Source organism: Streptomyces regalis (assembly GCF_001509475.1).
Lineage (GTDB): Bacteria > Actinomycetota > Actinomycetes > Streptomycetales > Streptomycetaceae > Streptomyces > Streptomyces regalis.
This window is the reverse complement of sequence record NZ_LLZG01000410.1, coordinates 20,442-45,072: the sequence shown is the minus strand read 5'-3', so window position 1 is coordinate 45,072 and position 24,631 is coordinate 20,442. Positions and strand designations below refer to the sequence as shown.

At 69.7% G+C, this 24,631-nt stretch carries 15 protein-coding genes, 4 tRNA genes and 2 pseudogenes; 16 read left to right on the top strand and 5 right to left on the bottom strand.

All coding sequences use genetic code 11. From position 1 onward, the window contains the following. Positions 1-34 precede the first annotated feature (34 nt). Complete coding sequence (locus tag ADL12_RS45245) at positions 35-487, top strand: hypothetical protein (protein WP_062714524.1); 453 nt, start codon at positions 35-37, stop codon at positions 485-487. 195 nt (positions 488-682) lie between these two features. On the opposite strand, the gene ADL12_RS45240 is transcribed toward ADL12_RS45245, so the two are convergent. The 4 genes from ADL12_RS45240 to ADL12_RS45225 form a co-directional block, all read right to left on the bottom strand. Next, positions 683-759: transfer RNA gene (locus ADL12_RS45240), tRNA-Phe, on the bottom strand. Between the two features lie 36 nt (positions 760-795). Continuing rightward, a tRNA-Asp gene (locus tag ADL12_RS45235) sits at positions 796-870 on the bottom strand. Between the two features lie 37 nt (positions 871-907). Then, a tRNA-Glu gene (locus tag ADL12_RS45230) sits at positions 908-980 on the bottom strand. 80 nt (positions 981-1,060) lie between these two features. After that, complete coding sequence (locus ADL12_RS45225; protein ID WP_062714522.1) at positions 1,061-2,635, bottom strand: metallophosphoesterase family protein; 1,575 nt, start codon at positions 2,633-2,635, stop codon at positions 1,061-1,063. Positions 2,636-2,720: 85 nt separating this feature from the next. On the opposite strand from ADL12_RS45225, the gene ADL12_RS45220 reads away from it, so the two are divergent. The 10 genes and pseudogenes from ADL12_RS45220 to ADL12_RS57940 form a co-directional block, all read left to right on the top strand. Next, a complete protein-coding gene (locus ADL12_RS45220) occupies positions 2,721-3,071 on the top strand; it encodes a metallopeptidase family protein (protein WP_062714520.1) in 351 nt (116 codons plus the stop codon). A 151-nt stretch (positions 3,072-3,222) separates the two neighbouring features. Continuing rightward, positions 3,223-3,768, top strand: coding sequence for a hypothetical protein (locus ADL12_RS57475; RefSeq protein WP_062714518.1), 546 nt, complete (start codon positions 3,223-3,225; stop codon positions 3,766-3,768). 252 nt (positions 3,769-4,020) lie between these two features. Beyond that, positions 4,021-6,021 (top strand): DEAD/DEAH box helicase, encoded by a 2,001-nt coding sequence (locus ADL12_RS45210; protein ID WP_062714515.1) that lies wholly within the window; start codon positions 4,021-4,023, stop codon positions 6,019-6,021. 238 nt (positions 6,022-6,259) lie between these two features. After that, positions 6,260-8,377, top strand: coding sequence for an FG-GAP-like repeat-containing protein (locus tag ADL12_RS45205; RefSeq protein ID WP_062714513.1), 2,118 nt, complete (start codon positions 6,260-6,262; stop codon positions 8,375-8,377). Further along, complete coding sequence (locus tag ADL12_RS45200) at positions 8,377-11,526, top strand: FG-GAP-like repeat-containing protein (RefSeq protein ID WP_107120195.1); 3,150 nt, start codon at positions 8,377-8,379, stop codon at positions 11,524-11,526. Before ADL12_RS45205 ends, ADL12_RS45200 begins: the two co-directional genes overlap by 1 nt. 99 nt (positions 11,527-11,625) lie before the next feature. Then, a pseudogene (locus tag ADL12_RS45195) lies at positions 11,626-12,994 on the top strand (amino acid permease). 121 nt (positions 12,995-13,115) lie between these two features. After that, positions 13,116-13,188: transfer RNA gene (locus ADL12_RS45190), tRNA-Lys, on the top strand. A gap of 513 nt (positions 13,189-13,701) precedes the next feature. Then, the gene (locus ADL12_RS45185; RefSeq protein ID WP_062714510.1) at positions 13,702-14,148 is read left to right on the top strand and encodes a hypothetical protein; all 447 of its coding nucleotides are present in this window, start codon (positions 13,702-13,704) and stop codon (positions 14,146-14,148) included. Positions 14,149-14,288: 140 nt separating this feature from the next. After that, entirely contained in the window at positions 14,289-15,599 is a 1,311-nt protein-coding gene (locus ADL12_RS45180) for a hypothetical protein (RefSeq protein ID WP_159053498.1), read from the top strand. Between the two features lie 572 nt (positions 15,600-16,171). After that, a pseudogene (locus tag ADL12_RS57940) lies at positions 16,172-16,339 on the top strand (SAM-dependent methyltransferase); the annotation flags it as partial. Between the two features lie 301 nt (positions 16,340-16,640). On the opposite strand, the gene ADL12_RS45170 reads toward ADL12_RS57940, so the two are convergent. Continuing rightward, a complete protein-coding gene (locus tag ADL12_RS45170) occupies positions 16,641-17,888 on the bottom strand; it encodes an ROK family protein (RefSeq protein ID WP_063806816.1) in 1,248 nt (415 codons plus the stop codon). Positions 17,889-17,977: 89 nt separating this feature from the next. Here ADL12_RS45170 and ADL12_RS45165 point away from each other — a divergent pair, with 89 nt between their 5' ends. From ADL12_RS45165 to ADL12_RS45145, 5 genes are read left to right on the top strand one after another with little or no spacing between them, the layout of a single operon-like run. After that, complete coding sequence (locus tag ADL12_RS45165; protein WP_079052630.1) at positions 17,978-19,693, top strand: glycoside hydrolase family 13 protein; 1,716 nt, start codon at positions 17,978-17,980, stop codon at positions 19,691-19,693. Between the two features lie 12 nt (positions 19,694-19,705). Beyond that, positions 19,706-20,995 (top strand): ABC transporter substrate-binding protein, encoded by a 1,290-nt coding sequence (locus tag ADL12_RS45160; RefSeq protein ID WP_063806815.1) that lies wholly within the window; start codon positions 19,706-19,708, stop codon positions 20,993-20,995. Between the two features lie 24 nt (positions 20,996-21,019). Then, entirely contained in the window at positions 21,020-21,955 is a 936-nt protein-coding gene (locus ADL12_RS45155; RefSeq protein WP_062714502.1) for a carbohydrate ABC transporter permease, read from the top strand. Continuing rightward, complete coding sequence (locus ADL12_RS45150; RefSeq protein ID WP_062714500.1) at positions 21,952-22,833, top strand: carbohydrate ABC transporter permease; 882 nt, start codon at positions 21,952-21,954, stop codon at positions 22,831-22,833. Before ADL12_RS45155 ends, ADL12_RS45150 begins: the two co-directional genes overlap by 4 nt. Before the next feature lie 56 nt (positions 22,834-22,889). After that, positions 22,890-24,533: a glycoside hydrolase family 13 protein gene (locus tag ADL12_RS45145; RefSeq protein WP_062714498.1), complete on the top strand. Its 1,644-nt coding sequence runs from the start codon at positions 22,890-22,892 to the stop codon at positions 24,531-24,533. Positions 24,534-24,631 lie beyond the last annotated feature (98 nt).

Below are 24,631 nucleotides of genomic sequence, written 5' to 3'. Positions count from 1 at the left end.
GGCCAGTTTCCGGTTGCCGGATGGCCGGATCGACATGGACAAGCTGCTGCGTTCGTTCGCCGGGTTCTGGCGGGAGAACGGCGAGATCCTGGCCACGAGCTCGACCTATCCGGAGGCGGCGGCGCAGCTGGTGATGATGGCGTACCTGCACCGGATCGTGAACGGTGCAGGCTTCATCGACCGGGAGTACGGGGTGGGCCGGCGCCGGATCGATCTGCTGATCCGCCAGCCGTACACCGTTGAATCCGACGGCTCGCGGGCGGTGCAGCGTGAGGCGCTGGAGCTGAAGGTGTGGCGTCAGGGCCGCCCTGACCCCCTGGTCGAGGGCCTTGCGCAGCTGGACGACTACCTCGATCGCATGGAGCTGTCCACGGGCACCCTCGTTGTCTTCGACACCCGTGACCAGGCGGCCCCGGTCCACGAGCGCACCGCCTTCTCCCAGAAGACCACACCCTCTGGCCGCACCGTCACCCTGCTGCGGGCCTGACGGTCGGGAGACCTCAGCCCGGAGGATCCCCCGGATCTTCTTGACCGCGCTCGCGTACCAGCACGGGTTTCGTACGGGAGCAGGAAGGGGCCGACAGCCAGAACCCCTGTGCTCGGTTGCCGCCAGGGGCGCGCCTTCGCCAGGGCACACAACGAGAACGTCCCCGACGGTATGCCGTCGGGGACGTTCCCAGAGTGGTGGCTGGGGCCGGGGTCGAACCGGCGACCTATCGCTTTTCAGGCGATCGCTCGTACCAACTGAGCTACCCAGCCACGAGGCCTGCAAGAAGCCTCAGCGGTCCGCCTCAGCGGTCCTGACGGGATTTGAACCCGCGGCCTCCACCTTGACAGGGTGGCGAGCACTCCAAACTGCTCCACAGGACCAAGCAATGCGTACGACAATGTCGCACACCGTACTGCGTGCCCCCAACGGGATTCGAACCCGTGCTACCGCCTTGAAAGGGCGGCGTCCTAGGCCGCTAGACGATGAGGGCTATCGGCCCGCCTGGGCGCTTCTCAGCGCGTCGGGGACGTGAGAAGCATATGGGATGGCGGGAGGTATCGCCAAAACGGTTTACGGGGAGGGGGTGGGTGACGGGGCCGGGGTGGGGGCAGGGGACTCCGTCGCGCCCGGCTGGTTCTCCTCCACGAGGTGGCGCCTCACCTCCGCCGTGGTCAGGCCCAGGCCGCCCAGTTCGATCTCGTCCCAGGCCTGGAGGCGGCGGCTCTCGCGGTCGAGGTAGAGGATCGAGGCCTGGATCGGGTCCGGGTACTTGCCCTCGACGGCGCGCAGACCGCTGCCGCCCGTCGAGCCCTCGACGCGGAGTCGGGTGCCGTACTTCATGACCTCCATCTCTTGGTGGTGGATGTGGCCGGCCAGGGCCAGCGGTACCTCGCCGTCCGTCTGGCGGGCCGCCACCGGCTCGTGGGCGACGGCCACGTCCACGGGGGTGTCCGCGGCCGTATGGTCGCGCAGGGCCGAGGCCAGGCGGGCGCCCGCCAGTTCGTTCGCCGCGTCGCCGCCCGGCACCTTCGAGCGGTCGGGGGTGAACTGGGGGTCGCCGATGCCCGCGAAGCGCAGACCGGCGACTTCCACCAGGCGGCCGTCGTCCAGGACGTGGACGTTGTTCAGGCCCTCCAGATAGCGCTGGGTGACGCGCGAGTCGTGGTTGCCGCGGACCCAGACGTACGGGGCGCCGAGGTCCTCGATCGGGTCCAGGAAGCGGTTCTCGGCGGCCGTGCCGTGGTCCATGGTGTCGCCGGAGTCGACGATCACGTTGATCTTGTACTGGTCGACGAGCGAGGCGACGATCTTCCAGCTGGCCGGATTGAGGTGGATGTCCGAGACGTGCAGGACGCGGATGGTGCTCGGGTCCGGTGTGTAGGCGGGGAGCGTGGAGGTGACGTCGTAGAGCTTGGTCATGTTCGTCACCAGGCGCGCCAACTCCTTCTGGTAGACGTCGAATTCGGTGACGATGCTGCGCGCGTTGCCGACGAGGGAGGGGGCGGAGGAGAGCAGGCCCGAGAACTTCGGCTCCAGGACGGAATCGGGGTTCCAGGTGGCGTACGCCGTCCCGCCGGACGCGGCGAGGAGGGTGAGGGCGAGGCCGCCGGCGGCGAGGGCGCGGCGGGGGCGGCGGTAGACCGCCAGGCCGAGGGCCGTGGCTCCGGAGACGACGGCCACACAGCTTCGTACGGCCAGGTCGCGGGTGCCGTGGGCGATGTCCTGGGTGACCTCGTCCTGGAGGCCGGAGAGGCGTTCGGGGTGGTCGACCAGGGCCCGGGAGCGGGCGGGGTCGAGCTGGTCGACGTTCACGTCCAGGCGGACGGGGGCCGTGTGGCTGTCGAGTTGCAGATCGCCGAGCGGGGAGACATTGATCTTCGTGCCGCCGGTGAACGACGGGCGCAGGGTCATCGTCGTGTCCAACGGGCCCACCGGCACCCGTACGTTGCCGACGATCAGCAGGCCCAGCCAGGCGCCGAGGAGGACGACGGTGACCAGGCCGAGGATGCGGCCCCAGGGGTGGGACTGGGGGACGAGCTCGACCGAGGTGGCCGCCTGGTGGGAGCGATAGCGGCGGACGAGGGCGCGCGGGGCCCGGGAGAGGTGGCTCAGTACGTTCATGACAGCGGCGGTGTCGCGGGCCATTAATCCCGTATGCCCAAGTGTAGGGGTGGATATGCGGGGCCGTCGGCGGCTCTGGTACGGGGGTGTCGTACCCGACAATGGGCCTGTGCTGGAGATGACGCGCGAGGAGTTCGAGGAACTGGTCGCCGAGGCGCTGGACCGGATTCCGCCGGAGTTGACGCGGCTGATGGACAACGTCGCGGTGTTCGTCGAGGACGAACCGCCGACGGACGATCCCGAGCTGCTCGGGCTGTACGAGGGGACTCCGCTGACCGAGCGCGGGGAGTGGTACGCCGGAGTGCTGCCGGATCGGATCACGATCTACCGGGGGCCGACGCTGCGGATGTGCGAGTCGCGGGAGGAGGTCGTCGAGGAGACCGAGGTGACGGTGGTGCACGAGATCGCGCATCACTTCGGGATCGACGACGCGCGGCTGCACGCCCTGGGATACGGGTGACGTCAGGCCGCTGACGCCGGCGGTGTGCGGTCGGGCGGCGGAGGCTCCTCCACGTCGCCCGCGCTCCCTGTGAATACCGGGCGCGTGTCCTCTTGTGGGCGGCGGGAGTTGGGCAGGTTGACTTCTTCGCCCGCCCCTGGAGGTGGCTCCCGTGCGCCCCTTGTACGTACCTGTCCGTCTGGCTGCCACGGTGATGGCCGTCGCCGCTGCCGCCGGCTGTATGAGCGTGGGTGACGACGGCGGAGGCGGGAGCGCGAAGCCGTCGCACTCCGCGGGGCAACAGGGCGGTGAGGCGCCCGACGGGGGGTCGGCCGTGTCGGGCGGCGGGGCCGGGTACGGGGCGCACGTGGACGACCGCAAGCGGGAGAAGGAGAAGGGCAAGGGGAAGGGCGAGAAGGGGGCGGTGGAGTCGGCGTCTCCCTCGGTCTCGCCGTCCGCGGAGGTGAGCGCGTCCGCTCCCGCGGGGGGCAGGCCGCCGGTCAAGCCGGGGCAGAGCGAGAAGCCGGGACCCACGCGTACGGCGGAGCCGACGCCCACCCGGACGCCGGATCCGGACCCGGAGCCGACGCCGACCGAGCAGCCGACGTCGCCCACGCCGACGCCCACGGAGGCCGAGCCGTCGTCGTCGGCGCATGAGGAGACGGGGCCGCAGCTGGCTCAGCGGGAGCCGGCGCCGGCCGCGGGGGCGCCTGCGTGATGTAGGGCCCGGCGAGGTCGAGGGGGTGGTGGCAAGTGACGTTGCCTACACGGGTGGCGGTCGGTTTGCCTTGGGGGGCTGGGGGTGCGTATGGTGGTAGATCGTTTGATCCCATTTGCCCGGCGCCACTGCAGAGCGCGCCGTGTGGCGCGTACTCTCCCTTGCCGTGGCGGACCGCATTGAGGCGGTCGATTGCGAATCACGGAGTTGACGGGCGCGTGCCGACGAGACTCCGGAAGGTTTCGCATACGCATGTCCATTTCCAGTACTGATCACGTCGTTGTGCCCGAGGACGCCCAGACCGCGGCCGTCGAGGACGCACCCGAGGTGACCTTCGCGGACCTCGGTCTCCCCGAGGGCGTAGTCCGCAAGCTCGCCCAGAACGGCGTGACCGCCCCCTTCCCGATCCAGGCCGCGACCATCCCGGACGCCCTGGCCGGCAAGGACATCCTCGGCCGTGGCCGCACCGGCTCCGGCAAGACCCTCTCCTTCGGTCTGCCCACCCTGGCTACGCTGGCCGGCGGCCGCACCGAGAAGCACAAGCCCCGCGCGGTCATCCTCACCCCGACCCGTGAGCTCGCCATGCAGGTGGCGGACGCCCTCCAGCCCTACGGCGACGTCCTCGGCCTGAAGATGAAGGTCGTCTGCGGCGGCACGTCGATGGGCAACCAGATCTACGCCCTGGAGCGGGGTGTGGATGTGCTGGTCGCCACTCCCGGTCGCCTCCGCGACATCATCAACCGCGGCGCCTGCTCGCTGGAGGACGTGAAGATCACCGTCCTCGACGAGGCCGACCAGATGTCCGACCTGGGTTTCCTGCCCGAGGTCACCGAGCTGCTGGACCAGGTCCCGGCCGGCGGTCAGCGCATGCTCTTCTCCGCGACCATGGAGAACGAGATCAAGACCCTCGTCGACCGGTACCTCACCAACCCGGCCACGCACGAGGTCGACGCGGCGCAGGGTGCGGTGACGACCATGTCGCACCACATCCTGATCGTGAAGCCCAAGGACAAGGCGCCGGTCACCGCCGCGATCGCCTCCCGCAAGGGCCGCACCATCATCTTCGTCCGCACCCAGCTGGGCGCCGACCGTGTCGCCGAGCAGCTGCGCGACTCCGGCGTGAAGGCCGACGCGCTGCACGGCGGTATGACGCAGGGCGCGCGGACCCGGACGCTGGCCGACTTCAAGGACGGTTACGTCAACGTCCTCGTCGCCACCGACGTCGCCGCTCGCGGTATCCACGTCGACGGCATCGACCTCGTGCTGAACGTCGACCCGGCCGGTGACCACAAGGACTACCTGCACCGGGCCGGCCGTACGGCGCGTGCGGGGCGTACGGGCACGGTCGTGTCCCTCTCCCTGCCGCACCAGCGCCGCCAGATCTTCCGGCTGATGGAGGACGCGGGCGTCGATGCGGGCCGTCACATCATCCAGGGCGGTGCCGCCTTCGACCCGGAGGTCGCCGAGATCACCGGCGCCCGTTCGATGACCGAGGTGCAGGCCGAGTCCGCGGCCAACGCGGCGCAGCAGGCCGAGCGTGAGGTGGCCCAGCTCACCAAGCAGCTGGAGCGGGCGCAGCGGCGCGCCGCGGAGCTGCGCGAGGAGGCCGACCGCCTCGTCGCCCGCGTGGCACGCGAGCGCGGTGAGGACCCCGAGGCCGCGGTGGCCGAGGCGCAGGCCGCGGCGGTCGAGGCCGTCGAGGTGGCCGTGCCCGAGCAGCCGGCGGCGCAGGACGTCGACAAGACGGAGGCTCCGGCGTACGAGCGTCGTGAGCGTCGGGACAACGACCGTGGCGGTGACCGCCGGGACGACCGGGGTGGGCGTTCCTTCGAGCGTCGGGACAACGACCGCGGTGGGTTCAACCGTGACCGTGGCGACCGTGGTTTCGAGCGCCGCGACAACGACCGTGGCGGCTTCCGCCGCGACGACCGTCGTGACGACCGTGGTGGCCGTTCCTTCGACCGTCGTGACGACCGTGGTGGCCGCACCTTCGAGCGCCGCGACGACCGGGGTGGGTTCCGCCGGGACGACCGTCCGGCCGGGCGCCCCTTCGAGCGCCGGGACGAGCGCGGCGGTCACCGCGGCAGCGACCGTCCCTTCAACCGCGACCGTCGCGACGACCGTCCGGGCTTCCGCTCCGGCGGCCACGAGCGCCCGTACGGCCGTCGTGACGACCACCGTGGTGGCACCTCCGGCACCTCCGGCTCCTTCGGGCGCCGCGAGGACAAGCCGCGCTGGAAGCGCAACGGCTGACGCCCACTGAGCTGAGAAGGGCCCGCACGATTTCCCTCGTGCGGGCCCTTCCGGCGTTTCCGGGGTCGGTGCGGGACACGGCGCGGCGACGGCTTTCTCTCCTGCCTCTCAATCCACTACCGGAACCTGTGTGACGGTTGTTAACATCCCTTGCCTTTGACTCGCATGGGAGAGCACGACCGGGGGGTCCGACACGGTCGCCACCATGCCTTTCTCACTTTTCCCTGGGGAGGGACCCTTGACCCGGCATGCCCGGATCGCACTGACTTTGGCGAGCCTTGCCGCCCTGGGTGCCGGCTCGCTGACAGCGGCCGCCCAGGCTGCTGCGGAGACCGCGCCGACGCCCGTCCAGACGGACGGCGTGTGGGGGATCGACTACGCGGGCGGCTTTCTCAGCACCGTCGAGCTCCGCCCGAGCGGATACCAGGGCGTGGTCGGCCGGGAGATCTCGGCCGACGGCTCCACGGTGCTGTCGCAGACCGGCCGCGGGTTCGCCGGCACCTTCGCGGACGGCACGCACCTGAAGCGGGTGCCGTGCGACGCCGGGGCCTGCGTCCCGCTGCGGTCCACCGGCAACCAGAACGTCGGCTACTTCCAGGTCGACGAGTACGACCAGGAACGCGCGCAGGTCTGGACCTCGCCGAGCACCTATCACGGGACCGAACCTGCGGTGACCGGCGGCCGGTTCGTGGACACCACCGGCCGCTACTTCGTCTACGACGCGGCCTCGACCGGCAAGCAGTACGTCGACGCCGTCCACCCCTACCGTGCCGAGGGCGTTCGCCTCACTCGTTCCATCACGGCGGCGTCCGTGTGGGGCTCGTCGCTGTGGGCCCCCGGTTCGGGCAACGGGACCGTCACGGCGTACGACCTGGAGGCGAAGGAGACCGTCCAGAGCGTCTCCACCGGGGCACCCTGCACGGTCAAGGAGCTTCAGGTCGTAGGCCGTTGGATCTACTGGAACTGCGGTTCGACAGGTGCGGCGGGCGTGTACGACCGTACGGCGAAGAAGAACATCGTCGTGCCGTCCGGGCCCGCGCTGGTCGGCGACGGCTACCTCGTGCGGCACGACCGGAGCGCGGGGAAGCTGAAGCTGACGGACTTCCACACCGGTACGGCCGCCGCCGCGCGCGAGATCGCCGACCTGCCGGCCGGGAACACAGCCGACCAGCGGCGGATGACCTGGGCGGTGGACAAATTCGGCGGCGACATCGCCTATGTCGACCAGGACCACGCGATCCGGATCGTGCCGAGCGGGGTGCCCACCCAGGCCCTCGCGAAGATCGAGTCGAGTGTGGACGACTCGGTTCTGGACGCTCAGGGCCGTTATGGCGCAAGCACCACGTGGGACAGTACCTGGCAGCTCAACAAGCCCGCCGACTGGACGTTCACGGTGAAGGACGCCCAAGGGCGCCTCGTGCGCACCATCAAGGGCAGCGGCACGGCGATCGACCTGGCCTGGGACGGCAAGACGGACTCGGGCGCGTACGTGTACAACGGCCGCACGACCTGGACGCTGACGGCCACCGCCACCGAGGGGTCCGGCACGTACACCACCGGCGGAACGATCCAGGTCACCGGTGGCAGGCAGGGCCACCACGACCAGGGCGGCTACAGCTACGGCGAACTCGTCACGCTCAACTCCTCGGGCGGCCTGACCCTGCACTACACCCAGGGCAAGGGCACCTTCGACTGGAAGCAGTCCGCCTCCGGCTGGCCCGCCGGAACGGTCGCCGTCCCCTTCGGCGACATGGGCAAGGACCGGTGCGCCGAGATGCTGATCCGGATGCCCAACGGCGAACTGCGGCGGTACGCGGGCAAGTGCGGGACGTCGTACACCCCGTCGAGCAGCCACACCTCCCTCGGCACCGGCTGGAACGCGTACAACGTCCTCACCGCGCCCGGCGATCTGACGGGTGACGGCCGGGTGGACCTGCTGGCCCGCAAGGCGTCGACGGGCGACATCCATCTGTTCGCCAACGACGGTGCCGGGAAGCTGAAGGCAGGGGTCAAGATCCGTTCGGCGTGGACCGGTTACACGAAGGTCGTGGGCGTAGGGGACTTCACCGGCGACGGCTTCGGGGACGTTCTCGCGCGGGACAAGGCCGGGACGCTGTGGCGTCACGATGGCACCGGGACCGGGCTGCTGAAGGACCGGGTGAAGCTCGTCGCCGACTGGGGCGGGTCGTACAACGCGATCGTCGGGGTGGGGGACATCACCGGGGACGGGAAGAACGATCTCGTCGCCCGGGACACGGCGGGCAACCTCTACCGCAACAGCGGTGACGGCAAGGGGTCGTTCGGGCCGCGCGTGAAGATCGCGACCGGCTGGCAGGGCTACAAGGGGGTCTTCTGATGCGTACCCGACACACCCGCGCGCCGAGAACGATGCGCGCCACGGCCGTCGTCGGCGTCCTCGCGCTGGCCCTCGGACTCGCCCCGGCCCTCGTCGCCGAGGCCGCAGCGGACACCCCGGGGCAGCTCGACGTCACGCCCAACTGGCGTGCCGTGCCCCGGGAGGACTCGCTGGGGTCCTTCGGCGCGAGCGGGTTCGTGCACTCGCCCGAGGACGCCGAGACGAGCTTCGGGCAGGAGTTCCAGTGGACCCGGTTCGACACCGGGGAGACCACGACCCTGCTCGGCTACGGCAACAACGAGGACGCCGTGTTCGGCGAGTTCGGTGCCGAGTCGGACTACGTCGCCCACCACCACCTGGGCTGGATCGACATCCGGAACATGGCGGACGGCAGCACGCACAAGCTGACCGTCCCGGGCGACGACCTCTTCCAGGGGCTGGTCGGCTCCACGACGCTGATGAAGGACTACACGTCGGACCAGTTGAGCACGGTCGACGGCTGGTACCTGCTGCCGGCCGGCAACCCGGTGGCCGACGCCAAGGTCCCCGTCACCGGCTGGCCCGAGGGCGCGGACCTGAAGTACGCGCGGCTGATCGCCGGTGACGTCGACGAGGCGGTCGTACGGTTCGCGATGTCGGCGGAGGCGGCGGAGTCCGGGCGGTTCGACCGGCTGGGGCTGATCGACCTGAAGACCGGGCAGCTGCGTTCCTTCGCCGCAGACCTCGCCTGGGAGACGCCCGTCACTGTCGCCGGGGACGATATCGCCTGGGTCGGCGCCGACCGGGTCGCCCACATCCGCTCGCGCACCGACCTGGAGGCGCCCGAGCGGGTCTTCCCCCTCCCGGCGGACCTCGACCGCTCGAAGATCGGGCTGCTGAACGGCTGGCTGCTCGCCTTCACCCAGGCCGACGGCACGGACGCGGCGCTGAAGCGGAGTCTGGTCGCGGTGTCGTCCTCGCAGGAGCGGCGCACGCTGCTGGAGAAGGCCGACAAGGAGGCCGTGCAGATCGCGGGCGGCGGTGTCGCGGTGATCGGCGGGACGTCGTCGGCGGACTGGTACCTGCAGAAGGCGACCATCGGCGCGGACGGCCTGCCCCGGCTGGAGAAGCTGCGGCGCGTCGCCCCCGTCGCGGTCGGCATCGACGCGATCGCGCTGAGCGCGGGCACGCTGTCCACGGTGGAGAAGGGCGGCCCGCAGGGCGCCGGGTTCTACAACCGCACCCTCAGCCCGGCGCAGGCCCCGACCTCCGCGTCCGGCCCGGAGTGGCTGGGACGGGAGAGCGGACGGTCGTACGACTACACCGTCTGCGGGCAGCAGCTGTGCACCCAGCTGTTCAACAGCGGTGACGGGCGCAGCGTCTACCAGGTTCGCAACTACCAGAGCAGCCCTCAGGTCGAGATCGTCGGCCGGCGCGGCCCGGATCAGGCGGACCGCGCGCTGACCGGTGACTTCGACGGGCGGCTTGTCGACTCCTTCGGGCGGTACGCCGTCTACCAGAGCGGCCGTCCGACCGTGCCCGGGCTGCTCGTGACGGACGGGAAGACGATCGTCGTCGACCTCGACACCGGCTCCGTCGTCGCGAACCGGCCGCAGGTGGCCGCGACCGTGTGGGGCAGCACGCTCTACACCGGTACGGCGACCGCGGGCACCTTCGCCCGCACCGACCTCGCGACCGGGAAGGACGCCGGGACCCTCGACACCGGCGCCCCCTGCGTGCCCGTCGAGCTGCAGAGCGCCGGTCCGTGGCTGTACTGGACCTGCGAGCAGTTCCGCCAGCACGGCGTGGTCAATGTGGCCACCGGCGCGAAGGTCGCGCTGCCCGCAGGCCGGGGTGGCATGCTGGGCGACGGCTACTTCGTCAACCAGCGCTACACCAGCGCGAACCTGCGCCTCACCGAGTTCCAGAGCGGCACGGCCGTCACCCGGGACCTGGGCATCCCCATGTCCACGGACGGCAGCGAGACCCGGCGTCGCAGCTGGGCCGTGGACCGCTTCGGCGGCGGCATCGCCTACGTCGACAAGGAGAACGTCGTCCACGTCGTCGCGAGCGGCGTGCCCGCCTCGCCGCTGACGGCGGCCTCGGCCACCACGCCGGCCGCGTTCAAGGCGGCGGACACCTGGGCGGCGTCCTGGCAGCTGTCCAAGCCGGCGGCTTCCTGGACGCTGACGGTGAAGTCGGCCGCGACCGGTGCGACGGTGCGCACGCTGAGCGGCGGTGAGACACGGGGCGTCATCAAGGCCGTCTGGGACGGCAGGAACGGATCGGGCGCGTACGCGCCGAACGGGTCGTACACCTGGACCCTCACCGCCCGGCCCGCTGACGGCCAGGGCCCGGCGCTGACCGCCACCGGCACGGTCGCCGTGTCCGGCGGCGCCGCAGTGCGCCGCGACCACATCGGCGCCGACGGCATCGGGGACGTGCTCACCCTCAACTCCTCCGGTGCGCTGACGTTCCAGCAGGGCAGCGGCAAGGGGCTGTTCTCCGGGAAGGTCTCGGGCGGCGGCTGGTCGACGTCCGTCGCGGCGGTGCCGTTCGGCGACCTGAACGGGGATCGCTGCAACGACGCGCTGGTGCGGATGAGTGACGGTTCGCTGCGCGGATACCAGCCGGGCTGCGACAAGGCGCTCACCCCGTCGACGGCGTACACGAAGCTCGGCACGGGCTGGAACGCGTACAACATCCTCACCTCACCCGGCGATCTGACCGGCGACAAGCGGGCCGATCTGCTGGCGCGGAAGGCATCGACCGGGGACATCTACCTCTTCGCGGCGAAGAGCGACGGGACGCTGGCGGCGGGGAAGAAGATCCGCTCGGCGTGGACGGGCTACACGAAGGTCGTGGGTGCCGGGGACCTGAACGGCGACGGTCACGGGGACGTCCTCGCCCGCGACAAGGCCGGGACGCTGTGGCGCTACAACGGTCTCGGCAACGGGCTGTTGAAGGACCGGGTGAAGGTCTTCGCGAACTGGGGCTCGGGCTACAACGTCATCGTCGGCGCCGGGGACATCACCGGGGACGGGAAGGCCGACCTCGTCTCGCGGGACGGCAGCGGCAACGTGTGGCGCAACAACGGTGACGGCAAGGGGTCGTTCGGGGCGCGGGTGAAGATCGCGAGCGGCTGGCAGGGCTACAAGGGCATTTTTTAGCCGAGCTTTTCAGCCCTGCGTGTAGCCGAGTTGGGCAAGCCGTTCCTCACGCCCCCGGCGAGGGAATCGCTGGGGGCATGACAGATGACGACATAGCGAATGGGCCAGGTTCTCGCCCGTCGCATGTCGGCGTTCTCCAACTACGCGGTCTCCTTCACGATCATCTCGGTCCTGTCGGGCTGCCTGACCCTCTACCTGTTCGGCATGAACACGGGCGGCCCGGCGGTGATCACCTGGGGCTGGGTGGCCGTGGGCCTGATGACCCTCTTCGTCGGCCTGTCGATGGCCGAGATCTGTTCGGCCTACCCGACGTCGGCGGGCCTGTACTTCTGGGCGCACCGGCTCGCGCCGCCGCGTACGGCCAGCGTCTGGGCGTGGTTCACGGGCTGGTTCAACGTGCTGGGCCAGGTGGCGGTGACGGCGGGCATCGACTTCGGGGCCGCGTCTTCGAGGTGACGCCGGGCCGGACGATCCTGCTCTTCGCGGGGATCCTGGTGCTGCACGGCCTGCTCAACACCTTCGGCGTGCGTATCGTCGCGCTGCTCAACAGCATCAGCGTGTGGTGGCACGTGCTGGGTGTCGCGGTGATCGTCGGCGCGCTCGCCTTCGTACCGGACAGGCACCAGTCCGCGTCCTTCGTGTTCGGCGAGTTCGTGATCAACACGGGATGGGGAAGCGGCGTGTACGTGGTGTTGCTGGGCCTGCTGATGGCCCAGTACACCTTCACCGGGTACGACGCCTCGGCCCACATGACGGAGGAGACGCACGACGCGTCGACGGCCGGTCCGAAGGGCATCGTGCGGTCGATCTGGACGTCGTGGATCGCGGGATTCGTGCTGCTGCTGGGCTTCACCTTCGCGATCCAGTCGTACGAGGGTGCGTTGGCGTCCCCGACGGGCGCGCCGCCCGCACAGATCCTGCTCGACGCGCTGGGGGCGACGGCCGGCAAGCAGCTCCTGCTGGTGGTCATCGGGGCGCAGCTGTTCTGCGGGATGGCGTCGGTGACGGCCAACAGCCGCATGATCTATGCCTTTTCACGGGACGGGGCCCTGCCGTTCTCGCGGGTGTGGCACACGGTCAGTCCGCGCACGCGCACGCCCGTCGCGGCGGTGTGGCTGGCGGCGGGCGGGGCGCTGCTCCTCGGGCTGCCGTATCTGATCAATGTGGCGGCCTACGCGGCGGTGACCTCGATCGGGGGCCGTGGCACCTGGGCCGCTGGTCGGGGGCCGTGGGTGTGGTGGCGGTGGCGTGGGTCGGCGTGATCACGGTGCTGTTCATGCTGCCGCAGGTGTCCCCGGTGACCTGGGAGACCTTCAACTACGCCCCGATCGCCGTCCTGGTCGTCCTCGGCTTCGCCACGACCTGGTGGCTGGCCTCGGCCCGGCACTGGTTCCTCCCCCCCGACCACGAGCGGACGATCGCCCGGGAGGCGGCTCGCGCGGGGGCGCCGGAAGCGGTGGATCCGTAGGGCCACGGGGCGCGCGAGGGCTTGCTTCATCGCCCTCCGCCACCGCCGACGCGGCCGTGTCCCCGATACCCGATCGGAGACACGGCCATGGGCAGCTATGCTCGGGGTGGCAACATCGCCTGGGCCCTTAGCTCAATTGGCAGAGCAGTGGACTTTTAATCCATTGGTTGTGGGTTCGAGTCCCACAGGGCCTACGGCTGGTAGGCAGGGGATAGTGCCTCTGACCTGCTACGCAGCGCCTGAGTCGGCTTCGGTCGGCTCGGGCGCTGCTTCGTTTTCGGGCCTTTGCGTGAGCGGTGCGTGTCAGACGAGCGATGTCAGGGTGAGGGGGCCGGTCTCGGCGGCATCGGTGGCGGCGCGCGCGAACGCGACGTTCGGCCGGGGCTCGGTCTGTCCCGCCCGTACGGCCAGGCGGACGCCGCGGACACCGCGTCCAGGGCGACCCGGGCTCGTTCCGGCAGCACCTGGTGGACGGAGTCGGCTCGACCTGGCGGGTGCTGCGGACCAGCAGCGGTACGTCGAGCTTGCGCTCAGGGCGGGGATCGTGCGGGAGAGCGGTGGCTGCGTGATGCCCAGGTGTTCGGCCGGCGGCCGGCGTGGCATGCGGCAGCTGTTCAGCGCTCGGGTCGGCTTCGGCCGGCTCGGGCGTCGCTTCGCTTCCAGGGCAGGGGTACGGTGGCTGCCTCAGCTGCTGCGATGGGGGTTCGATGGAAGCGGAGTTGACGGCACTCGCTGCCGCGGGCGCTACGGCATTCGTTCAGCACATGGCAGCGGACTCCTGGGCACAGGCCCGTGACCGCCTGGTCTCGTTCCTCTCTCGCTTCTCTCGGCATCGCGTCGGTGAGGAAGACCTGATCGAGGGGGAGCTGGAGACGTCGCGCAGCGAGCTGACGGCGGCGCTGCGGAGCGGCGACGAGCAGACTGCCCTGGACGTCGAGGCGGAGTGGCGTACGCGATTGCGTCGCACTTTGCAGGCCAACCCGGCCGCTGCTGCTGAACTACGGGCAGTACTGGACGACTTGGCGCCCGGAGGGAACGACCAACGGGACGTGAATGTCCACAACACGATCAGTGGAGGCGTTTATCACGCTCCGGTGATTCAGACCGGCATCCTGGGCTCGTTCAACCACGGGACACCTCCCGATCGGGTTTGAGTCTGCCCCCTGACGCACAACTGGCTCTGGAATCAGCCAACTTGACCCGACCGGGGATGGAACAGCCCTGCCTCTGACGGCGTTTACCGTACGGTGATCCATCGGTCGGGTTGGTCATGTGTCACGTACTCGGGGGAGCCGTGAGCGGATTCTTGCGGAAGGGCGACGGGGACGACGGAACTCCGTCGGCATCCGGTTCCGGGGAGCCGGAGGGCGTGGGGAAGACGGGGAGCGTCGGCAACAGCGTGGGCGGTGGCGTTCAGCACGGTCCGCTGACCCAGGCCGACACCATTCACTCGCTCGTCATCAATCCTCCGCTCCAGGAAGCCAGGCGCGGTGGCAGGGCCAGAGCGGTTGCCGCCGTCTCCGTGTTCACGGTCTGCGTCGGGATCGTCGTAGGCCTGAAGATCACTGTTTTCGCCGACAGCGGCCATCAGCAGAACGCCGGGCAGGGGCGCGAGCTCCCCGTCGCATCACATACCTCACACGTTACGGTGCCATCCGCCGCCGCCACACCCCCGGACACGGCGTCACCCTCGTCCTCGGAGACCGAGGCCCCGGACCTGGAGGACACCTTTCCCACCACGCCGTACACGCCTCCCGAAAGCGCCGACCTCGATCTTCCGAAGAGCGCCCGGGAGAGCGGGCAGCCCTCACCCGTCTCCGAGAGCGGCCATGTGTACGGCATGAGTCCGGTCGACCGGAGCGTGTGGGAGTGGCGGGGCTCGGGCTGGGAACAGGTCGGCGTCCCCGCCGGGCAGATCTATGCCGGCCGCGCGGGGCTGTTCGCGACGGACCCGAAGGACGGCCGGATCTTCGCGCACCGGGACGGGAAGTGGATCTACGTGGGCGACCAGGGCGCCGGTTCCGTGCTCGCGGTCGGCGACGCGCTGTGGGTCCTCAGCGGCGACAGGTCGGCCGTCTACGAGTGGGGCGGCGCACGAGACAGCTGGACCAGGATCGGCTGGGCCGCCCGTCAGCTGTACGCGGGCAAGCCGGGCCTGTTCGCCGTGGATCCCCATGACGGCAGGATCCGGAAGTACGGCGGTGCTCCGGACTCGTGGTCCGACGCCGGATACGACGCGCTCGGGTTCGCCGTCGACGACGATCACCTCTACGGCCTCAGCAAGAAGGACCACAGAGTCTGGCGCTGGGGAACCAGGAACGACCTGGAATGGTCCAGGCTCGGTGGAGAGGAGTTCCGTCAGATCTACGCCGGGGGCGCCGGCCTGTTCGCCACCGCCCGCGACAGCGGCCAACTGTTCGCGTACGGCACCCGATCGCAGAGTTGGACCCGCGTGGGCGGCACTGCCACCTCGTACGCCGTCGCCACCGACCACGTCTACCGGCGCGACGCTCAGGGAGTCTGGCAGTGGACCGGCACTGGCGACCGCTCCGGCAAGTGGGTCCAGATCGGCGGGCCGGCACTGAGTCTGGTGACGTCGGGCTGACGTCGGCCCACGGCTCACAGAAGGCTCGGTCCACTCCGCGCGTCACGGCCATTGGCATGCGGACGCACCGCCGGACCCCCTTCAGGTCGACAGCAGGTCGCGGATCCTGTCGCGGTCTCAGGCGTGGCGGTCCGGTCCGGGGGTACGTCGCCTGTCGGCCAGGGAGTGCATGCCGGAGCGCAGCAGGATGGCTGGGCTCGCGGCGGCTCCCGCGGACAGCACCGTCTCGCGGGCCCGTACGAGGGTGGGGACGCCGATCGCCCGTCCGTTCGTGGCGAAGGCGACATTGCCGACCGTGGTCCCGCCCAGGAAGTGCAGGTTGGGGCGTCGCGGGTGGCCGCGTCGAGGTAGACCGGGCCCGTGCTCTGGCGGACTCCGTCGGCCATGTCGAGGGGGTAGCTGCCGACCCCGCCCACGTGGGCACGGAGGTCGTCGATGGAGTCGAAGCCCAGCAGGCCGCATGCCTCGGCGAAGGCCCGGTGGGCCGGTGTCGTCGTTCCCTCGGACACCCGGCCTAGCTACACCGGGCCGTGGCGTCCGTGCAGGGCCGGGCGCCGTAGTACGAGCAGTCCCTCACCCTTACCCGGCCCAGTGGCCTGATCGTCCTCGACCACACCCTCTGGTCCGGCCGGGGCACCGACCCCGCCCAGCAGGACCCCGTCACCCTGGGCATGCGCTCCGTCAACGCAATCCTCCGCGACGACCAGCGCGTCGACCTCTCCACGCTCCCCATGGCCGACGGCATCACCCTCGGCGTGAGCGGACGATGTGGCAGCGGTCAGGAGGGATCGGACCGAAGATCACGCCGACCCTGGCCTGACCAGGTGGTTGCGGACACCGAAGCAGCGTCCGGAACCACCCATCAAGATCGCGCCAGGACTTTTGATCCATTGGTTGTGGGTTCGAGTCCCACAGGGCCTACGGACGCGGGGGCGAGGAAACCCCTTCTGACCTACTGCGCAGCGTCCGGGTCGGCTTCGGCCAGCTCGGGCGCTGATTCGTTTTCGGGTCCGTGCGTGAGCGGACGTACCGGGCGCGCCGTCAGGACGGGTGGGCAGGAGCGGGTACCGGGTGCGCAGGCGGCAGTTCGATCTCGAGTGCCTGCTCTCGGACGTGATCGAGGGCGCGCCGGACGGCGCCGATGGAGACGGCTTCGTCGCCGAGTTCGGATGCGGCGACAACAGGGAGAGGAGGGTGGACGTACCGGGGCAGGTCTCGTTCGATGGTCCGCAGGATCCCCGTATACGACCCCGAGAGAGCGCCGGCCAGCACGATCCGGTCCGTGTCGAGAAGCACGGCGAGGGTGCTGACGATCCTCGCGCACCTCGCGCCGAGCCGTTCGACGACCTCGGTCGCGAGGGGGTCGGCGGCGGCCGCCGCCGCGAAGACCGCCTCGGCGTCGATGTCCTCCGGGGCGAGCTTGCGCAGGCTCGATGTGGGATGGGTCTTGGGATCGCGCAGCGCTTCCCGGGCCCAGTCGCGGCTCAGCGCACCGATTCCCGTGGGAGATCCCACCCCCTCCACCAGATCGAGGAACCTCATCTCGCCGGCGCCTCCGCGGACCCCGCGCAGGAGCCGACCTTCCTCCACGATGCCCGCGCCGAGCGCCTCGCCGGTGAGCAGTGTCACGAAGTTCCTGAGCCCGCGACCGGCACCCCGCCAACCCTCCGCGAGCGCCGCGAGGTTGGCGTCGTTGTCGACGAGAGCGGTCCAGCCATGGCGATCGGCCAGGTACTCGACGATGTTCGGGTTCATCCGCTCCCAGAACGGGTTGGCCGTGCCCACCGTCCGTCCGTCGACGTCCACGGGTGCAGGGACTCCCACTGCCACGGCAAGGACCTGCGAGGCCGCCAGTGATGCCTTCTCCAGCGCTCCGAGGACGGTCCGGCTGAGCACGTCGAGGCGTTCCTCGGCCGAGTGCTCGGTGCTGGAGAAGGCGTGGTCGTGGCGGGTGAGGGTTCGTCCCCGCAGGTCCGTGACCGTGGCCACGGTCATGTCCTGGCCGCAGTCGACACCCACCAGCACGCCGGCCATGGGCTGGAAGCAGTAGCGGCGCGCCGGCCGGCCCAGGCGGTAGTCGCCGTGCTCGCGCTGGTTCTCCACCTCATGGATCCAGCCGCGGTGTGCGAGGTCCTCGCAGACGTCGTGGACGGTCGCCCGGGTCAGGCCCGTCGAGGCCATCAGGTCCGACCCCGTCACGGGATCCGAGTCCCACATGTCGTGCAGTACGGCTCGGAGGTTCGCCTCCCGGATCTGCCGCGTCGAGGTGGACGACTTTTTCCCAGACAACCCCTTGACCCCCCTTGGCTCGCCTCCTAGCTTACATCCGGGAAATAAATCTAGTTCCTATATTTAATGCTCGGCGAAAGGGTCTGCCGATGACGGAGGCAGCTGCGGAGGTACTCGGGGAGGTGCTCGATGCGGAGTTCCGCGCATCGAGCGCACCACGGTCGGAAGCGGACGCGTGGTGGCGGCAGGCGGTCGTCTACCAGATCTATCCGCGCAGCTTCGCCGACGCCAACGGTGACGGGATCGGTGACCTCCCGGGGATCACCTCCCGCGTGGGCTATCTGCGCGACCTCGGCGTGGACGCGGTCTGGCTCAGCCCCTTCTATCCCTCGGCGCTCGCTGACGGCGGATACGACGTGGACGACTACCGGGACGTCGACCCGCGCATCGGCACGCTCGACCAGTTCGACGCTCTCGTCGCCGCCCTGCACGCCGCGGGGATCCGCGTCATCGTCGACATCGTCCCGAACCACACGTCCAACCGGCATGTGTGGTTCCGCGAAGCGCTGGCCGCCGGGCCCGGCTCGGCGGCCCGTGACCGCTACGTCTTCCGACGCGGCAGCGGCCCGGACGGCGAGGAGCCGCCGACCGACTGGACCGCCGCGTTCGGCGGGCCGGCCTGGGAGCCGGTGGGGGACGGCGACTGGTACCTGCACCTGTTCGCCCCCGAGCAGCCGGACCTCAACTGGGCCAACCCCGAGGTGCGCGCCGACTTCCTGACGACTCTGCGCTTCTGGGCCGACCGCGGCGTCGACGGCTTCCGCGTGGACGTGGCCCACATGCTCGCCAAGGACCTCTCCGAACCGCTGCCCGGCCAGGACCAGCTCCGGGCCGACGGCCTGCCCGACGGGACACACCGTCTGGAGGACCGCGACGAAGTCCACGAGATCTACCGCGCATGGCGAGCGGTCTTCAACGAGTACGACCCGCCGCGCACCGCGGTCGCGGAGGCATGGGTGCCCGCTCACCGCCGGCCTCGCTACGCCTCACCCGACGGACTCGGTCAGGCTTTCAACTTCGACCTGCTGCAGGCGGAGTGGGACGCCGTCACCTTCCGCCGGATCATCGAGGAGAACCTGGCGCTGGCCCGGGTCTCCGGCACGTCGTCCACGTGGGTCTTCTCCAACCACGACGTCGTACGGCACCCGACACGCTACGCCCTGCCGAACGGCACCGACCTGCGCTCATGGCTGCTCAGTGGCGGCGTGGACCCGAGGCCCGACGGGGAACAGGGGCTCCGGCGCGGTCGTGCGGCGACGCTGCTCGCACTCGCTCTGCCGGGATCGAGCTATCTCTATCAGGGCGAGGAACTGGGCCTGTTCGAAGTGGCCGACCTGCCTGAGGAAGCCCTGCAGGATCCCACCTGGAAGCGGTCGAAGGGCACCGAACGGGGGAGGGACGGCTGCCGGGTCCCCCTGCCGTGGACGGTGGCGGGCCCGTCGTTCGGGTTCGGACAGGGCGCGGCGCATCTGCCCCAGCCGGCCGCGTTCGCCGCGCATTCCGTGGAGGGCCAGGAAGCCGAGCCCGGATCGACCCTGTCGTTCTACCGGCACGCCCTCGCCGAGCGGCGACGGCTTCAGACGGCCGAGTCGCTGACCTGGGTCGATGACAGGGCGGACGTCGTGCACTTCCGCCGCCCGGGCGGGTGGACCTGCGTCACCAACTTCGGCACCTCCCCGGCACCGCTTCCGCCGGGGCGCCTCGTCCTCGCCAGCGGTCCCGTCGTCGGCGCGCACCTTCCGCAGGACACGACCGCGTGGCTGGAACCGGAAGTGGCGGACGCCCACCCGGACTTCAGGAACTGAGGAGTGAGGCCCATGCGCACGACGACGATGTCGCAGCGATTGTTTCCCCGCCGCACCTTCCTCCTCGGCAGCCTCGCCGGCGCCACGGCCGGGGGTGCGCTGCTCGCGGGGCGCGGCTCCTCCGGAGACGGAAGGACCACGATCCGCTTCCTGCAGAACAAGCCCGAGGTCGTCACCTACTTCGACGCGCTGGTCGCCGACTTCAACGCCTCGCAGTCAGAGGTCCACGTCGTACACGATTCGACGCCCACGGCGCTCGTCCCCCAGTTCGTCCGGGGGACCCCGCCCGACCTCGCCTGTTACAACTACAACCTTGAAGCGTCCAGATTCGTGGCCCGCGGCGCGCTGTCGAACCTCGGCGGCCTTGCGGACGCCAGGCGCATCGATCCCGGTGTGCAGGATCTCGTGGCGCAGTACGCGCAGTACAAGTCCCAGACCAGCGTGCTGCCCTACTCCATCACCGCCGCAGGCGTCATCTACAACAAGGACGTCTTCGAGAAGTTTGGGGTGTCCGTCCCGCGGACCTGGAGTGAACTGCTGGCCGCGTGCCGGACGTTCAAGAGCAAGGGCATCGTTCCCGTCGTACAGACCTTCAAGGACACGTGGACGATCTCGCAGGGTCTCTTCGACTACGTGTCCGGCAGTGCTCTCGACGTCGCCGGCTTCTTCAGCAGGCTCCAGGCTCTGGGTCCGGACGCCGGACCGAACGCCGAGGTGTCCTTCAGCAAGGATTTCGGGGACGCCGTCGAGAAGATGCTCGCTCTCCTGGCCTACACCAACCGCGATGCCCCCAGCCGGAACTACGCCGACGGCAACGTCGCCTTCGCCCGGGGCGATGCCGCGATGTATCTCCAAGGGCCGTGGGCCATAGGCGAGATCGCGAAGATCAACCCGAAGGTGAGAGTCGGGACGTTCGCCATGCCGGGCACCGAGAACCCGGACGACACCAAGGTGAGAGTCAACCTCGACCTGGCCCTCTGGATTCCGAACGCCTCCTCGAAACAGGACGCGGCCCGGGCATTCCTCCGGTACCTCATGCGACCGGACGTGATGGACACCTACAACGCGAAGAACCTCGCCTGGTCCACCACCAAAAACGCGCCGAAGGCGAAGGACGAGCGGGTCTCCGGGCTCCAGCCCTACGTGGACGCGGCCAGGTTCTACCAGGGCGCGGGCACCTACTTCCCGGGTGGAATACCCGTTCTGAACTACCTGCAAGAACTCGTGCTCAGCCGGAACGCCAAGGCGTTTTTGACCCAGCTCGACGACGACTGGGCCCGGTACGCCCAGCGAAATGCCTGACGTGGCGACCGGGAGGAGACAACCATGAGTCTGACGGCGGTCAAGGAAGCAGGTTCCGGCACAGTCACCCAGCCGCCCGGCCCCGGGAAGGTACGGCCCCGTAAGGCTGAGCGGACCTACTACCTCATGCTCGTGCCCGCGGTCCTGCTGTTCACCCTGTTCATCACGCTGCCGGGCCTCGTGGGCATGTTCTACAGCCTCACCGACTACGCGGGCTTCGGCGACTGGAAGTTCATCGGCATCCGGAACTACACGTCGATGTTCGGCGACCCCCGGATTCTCGACTCCTACTGGTTCACGATCTGGTTCGCGGTCGTCACGACGGTCGTGGTCAACACCCTCGCCCTGCTGCTGGCCCTGGGGCTCAACGGCCGTATCAAGTGGAAGACGGGGCTGCGCGGGATCTACTTCATCCCGATGGTGATCTCCGGCATCGTCATCGCCTACGTCTTCAACTACCTCTTCTCCAACGCCGTCCCGCAGTTCGCGGCCCAGCTCGGCTGGACCGCAGGGGAGACCAGCCTCCTCGCCAACGAGAACTGGGCCTGGCTGGCCATCGTCATCGTGACGGCGTGGCAGGCCGTACCGGGCGCCGTCATCATCTACCTCGCCGGCCTCATGGCGATCCCGAACGAGATCTACGAGGCGGCCCAGCTCGACGGCGCGGGCGCCTGGCGCCGGTTCCGCAGCATCACCTTCCCGCTGCTCTTCGGGTACGTGATCATCAACACCATCCTGGGGTTCAAGGGGTTCCTCAACGCCTACGACATCATCGTCGGCCTCACGGGCGGCGGCCCCGGCACCGCGACCATGAGCGTCGCCATGACCATCTTCAACGGCTTCGCAGGCGGCGACTACGCCTTTCAGATGGCCAACGCCGTCGTCTTCTTCGTCTTCACCGTCCTGGTCTCCCTGCTTCAGCTGCTCTTCGTGCGCAACCGTGAGGTGAACCTGTCATGACAGCGATCGATCCCACGGTGACCGCCCGTGCGGCGGAGGCCATCAAGGCGCCGAAGGAGAAGTACCGGGTCAACTGGGTCCAGACCACTCTTCTGGCCCTGGGCACCCTGGTGGTGCTCGTCCCGCTCTACTTCGCCGTCTCCATGGCGCTGAAGTCCGACCGGCAGGCGGCGTCGGGCTCCGGCTTCGCCTGGCCCACACCGATCGAACTGGGCAACTTCAAGACCGCGTGGGAACTCACCGACTTCCCGAGAGCCTTCGGCATCTCCCTGACCGTCACCGCCATAGCCGTCGTCGGCCAGCTGCTCGTGTCCTCGCTCGCGTCGTACGCCATCGCGCGCAACTGGAACCGCAGGCTGTTCAAGTGGTCCTACTTCTACCTGCTGGCCGCGATGTTCATCCCGTTCCCGGTGGTGGCGCTGCCCCAGGTGAAGCTGACGTCCCTGGTGGGCCTGGACAACCCGTTCGGCGTCGCCGTGCTGCACATCCTGTTCGCGATGTCGTTCAACGTCCTTCTCTACACCGCGTTCCTGCGCTCGATCCCGCACGAGCTGGAGGAGAGCGCCCGCATGGACGGCTGCACCACATGGCAGGTGTTCCGGAAGCTGATCCTGCCTCTGCTGGCCCCGATGAACGCGACGGTCGGCATCTTCGCCTTCCTCTCGTCGTGGAACGACTTCATGATGCCGTCGCTGATCATCAGCGACCCTTCGCTCCAGACCATCCCGGTCGTGCAGAACATCTTCCAGCTGAAGTTCGCCTCGAACTACAACGTCGCCTTCGCCTCCTACCTGATGGCCATGGCGCCGACGCTCATCGCCTACCTGTTCGCCCAGCGCTGGGTCATGTCCGGCGTCACCCGCGGCGCCATCAAGTAGCCGATCCCGCCGCACCGCACCGCCCCGGCTCCACCGACCACTTCAGGAGTTCCCCCATGCCTCACACCCCGCCCGACTGGTGGAAGAACGCGGTCATCTACCAGATCTATCCCCGGAGTTTCGCCGACACGGACGGGGACGGCGTGGGCAACATCGCCGGCATCACCTCACGGGTGCCGTACCTCTCCCGGTTGGGCGTCGACGCGGTCTGGCTGAGCCCGTTCTACCCGTCCGCACTGGCCGACGGCGGATACGACGTCGACGACTATCGCGACGTCGACCCGCGCCTCGGCACGCTCCAGGACTTCGACGCCATGGTGGAGGCCCTGCACGGGGCCGGCATCAAGGTCGTCGTCGACATCGTGCCCAACCACAGCTCGGACCGGCACGCATGGTTCCGGGCGGCCCTCGCGGCAGGGCGCGACTCGCGCGAACGCCGGCGCTACATCTTCCGGGACGGCCTGGGCCCCGCGGGAGAACTGCCGCCCAACGACTGGGAGTCCCTTTTCGGCGGATCGGCCTGGGAGCCGGTGGGCGACGGGCAGTGGTACTTCCACCTCTTCGCCAGGGAGCAGCCTGACCTCAACTGGGACGACGAGGAGGTCCGGGACGACTTTCTGAGGACCCTGCGCTTCTGGTCCGACCGGGGCGTCGACGGCTTCCGGGTCGATGTCGCACACGGCCTGGTCAAGGACATGTCCGAACCGTTCGCTCCCTGGACCGAGGTGGCCGTGACCGGCCGGACGGACGGCTCGCACCCCCTGTGGGACCGTGACGCGGTCCACGAGGTCTACGCGCAGTGGCGCCGCGTCTTCGACGAGTACGACCCGCCGCGGTTCGCTGTCGCGGAGGCGGGCGTCCATCCGTCGCGCCGCGCCCGGTACGCCTCTGCGGACGGCCTCGGCCAGGCGTTCAACTTCGAGATGCAGGAGGCCGGCTGGTGGTCGGCGGACTTTCGCAAGGCCATCGACTCGGGGCTGGAGCAGACGTACGAGCACGGGTCGACCACGACCTGGCTGCTGGGCTGCCACGACGCGCCCCGGGTGGCCACCCGCTACGGCCTGCCCGAGGACCCGGAGCTCACGACGATGAACGCCGCGAGGCAGTGGCTGCTCACGGACGGCACGACGCCCACCCTCGACCGCGCTCTCGGCGAGCGGCGCGCCCGGGCGGCGGCCCTGGTGACCCTGGCCCTGCCCGGCTCGACCTACATCTACCAGGGCGAGGAGCTGGGACTCCACGAAGTGGGCGATCTGCCGCCCGAGGTCCTGGAGGACCCGATAGCGACCCGGTCCGGCGGTCGTGAGAAGGGCCGTGACGGCTGCCGCGTGCCGCTCCCGTGGGCGGCCGACGGGCCCTCCTTCGGCTTCGGCCCCGGGCCGGCGCGGCCGCCGCAGCCCTCGTGGTTCGAGTCGTACGCCGTCTCGGTCCAGGCGGAGGACCCGGACTCCACGCTGACCCTGTACCGCCGGGCCATGCAGCTGCGAACCGCCCTGAACACCGGTGCGGACTTCGAGTGGATCGAGTCCGGCCCGGCGGACGTCCTCCAGTTCCGGCGCTCCGGCGGGTGGCTGTGCCTCGCCAACTTCGGAACGGAGTCCGTGGCTCTTCCCGCGGGTGAAGTCCTGCTCAGCAGCGCACCTCTCGAAGCCGGCCGTCTTCCGCAGGACGCGACGGCGTGGCTGCGGGTCGCCCCCTGACCGACGCGGAGCTCGCTTCCTGATCATCGTCGAGATGCCGGGCGGTCTCTCTGCGGACCGCCCGGCATCAAACGCTCTGGCGCTTCCTGCTGCGGCGC

Bases quoted from the DNA above. Each gene is read 5' to 3' on its own strand.
- ADL12_RS45245 (WP_062714524.1), top strand. From the start codon at position 35: ATGGACAAGCTGCTGCGTTCGTTCGCCGGGTTCTGGCGGGAGAACGGC.
- ADL12_RS45225 (WP_062714522.1), bottom strand. From the start codon at position 2,635: ATGGCCCGCGACACCGCCGCTGTCATGAACGTACTGAGCCACCTCTCC.
- ADL12_RS45210 (WP_062714515.1), top strand. From the start codon at position 4,021: ATGTCCATTTCCAGTACTGATCACGTCGTTGTGCCCGAGGACGCCCAG.
- ADL12_RS45200 (WP_107120195.1), top strand. From the start codon at position 8,377: ATGCGTACCCGACACACCCGCGCGCCGAGAACGATGCGCGCCACGGCC.
- ADL12_RS45185 (WP_062714510.1), top strand. From the start codon at position 13,702: ATGGAAGCGGAGTTGACGGCACTCGCTGCCGCGGGCGCTACGGCATTC.
- ADL12_RS45165 (WP_079052630.1), top strand. From the start codon at position 17,978: ATGACGGAGGCAGCTGCGGAGGTACTCGGGGAGGTGCTCGATGCGGAG.
- ADL12_RS45160 (WP_063806815.1), top strand. From the start codon at position 19,706: ATGCGCACGACGACGATGTCGCAGCGATTGTTTCCCCGCCGCACCTTC.
- ADL12_RS45155 (WP_062714502.1), top strand. From the start codon at position 21,020: ATGAGTCTGACGGCGGTCAAGGAAGCAGGTTCCGGCACAGTCACCCAG.
- ADL12_RS45150 (WP_062714500.1), top strand. From the start codon at position 21,952: ATGACAGCGATCGATCCCACGGTGACCGCCCGTGCGGCGGAGGCCATC.
- ADL12_RS45145 (WP_062714498.1), top strand. From the start codon at position 22,890: ATGCCTCACACCCCGCCCGACTGGTGGAAGAACGCGGTCATCTACCAG.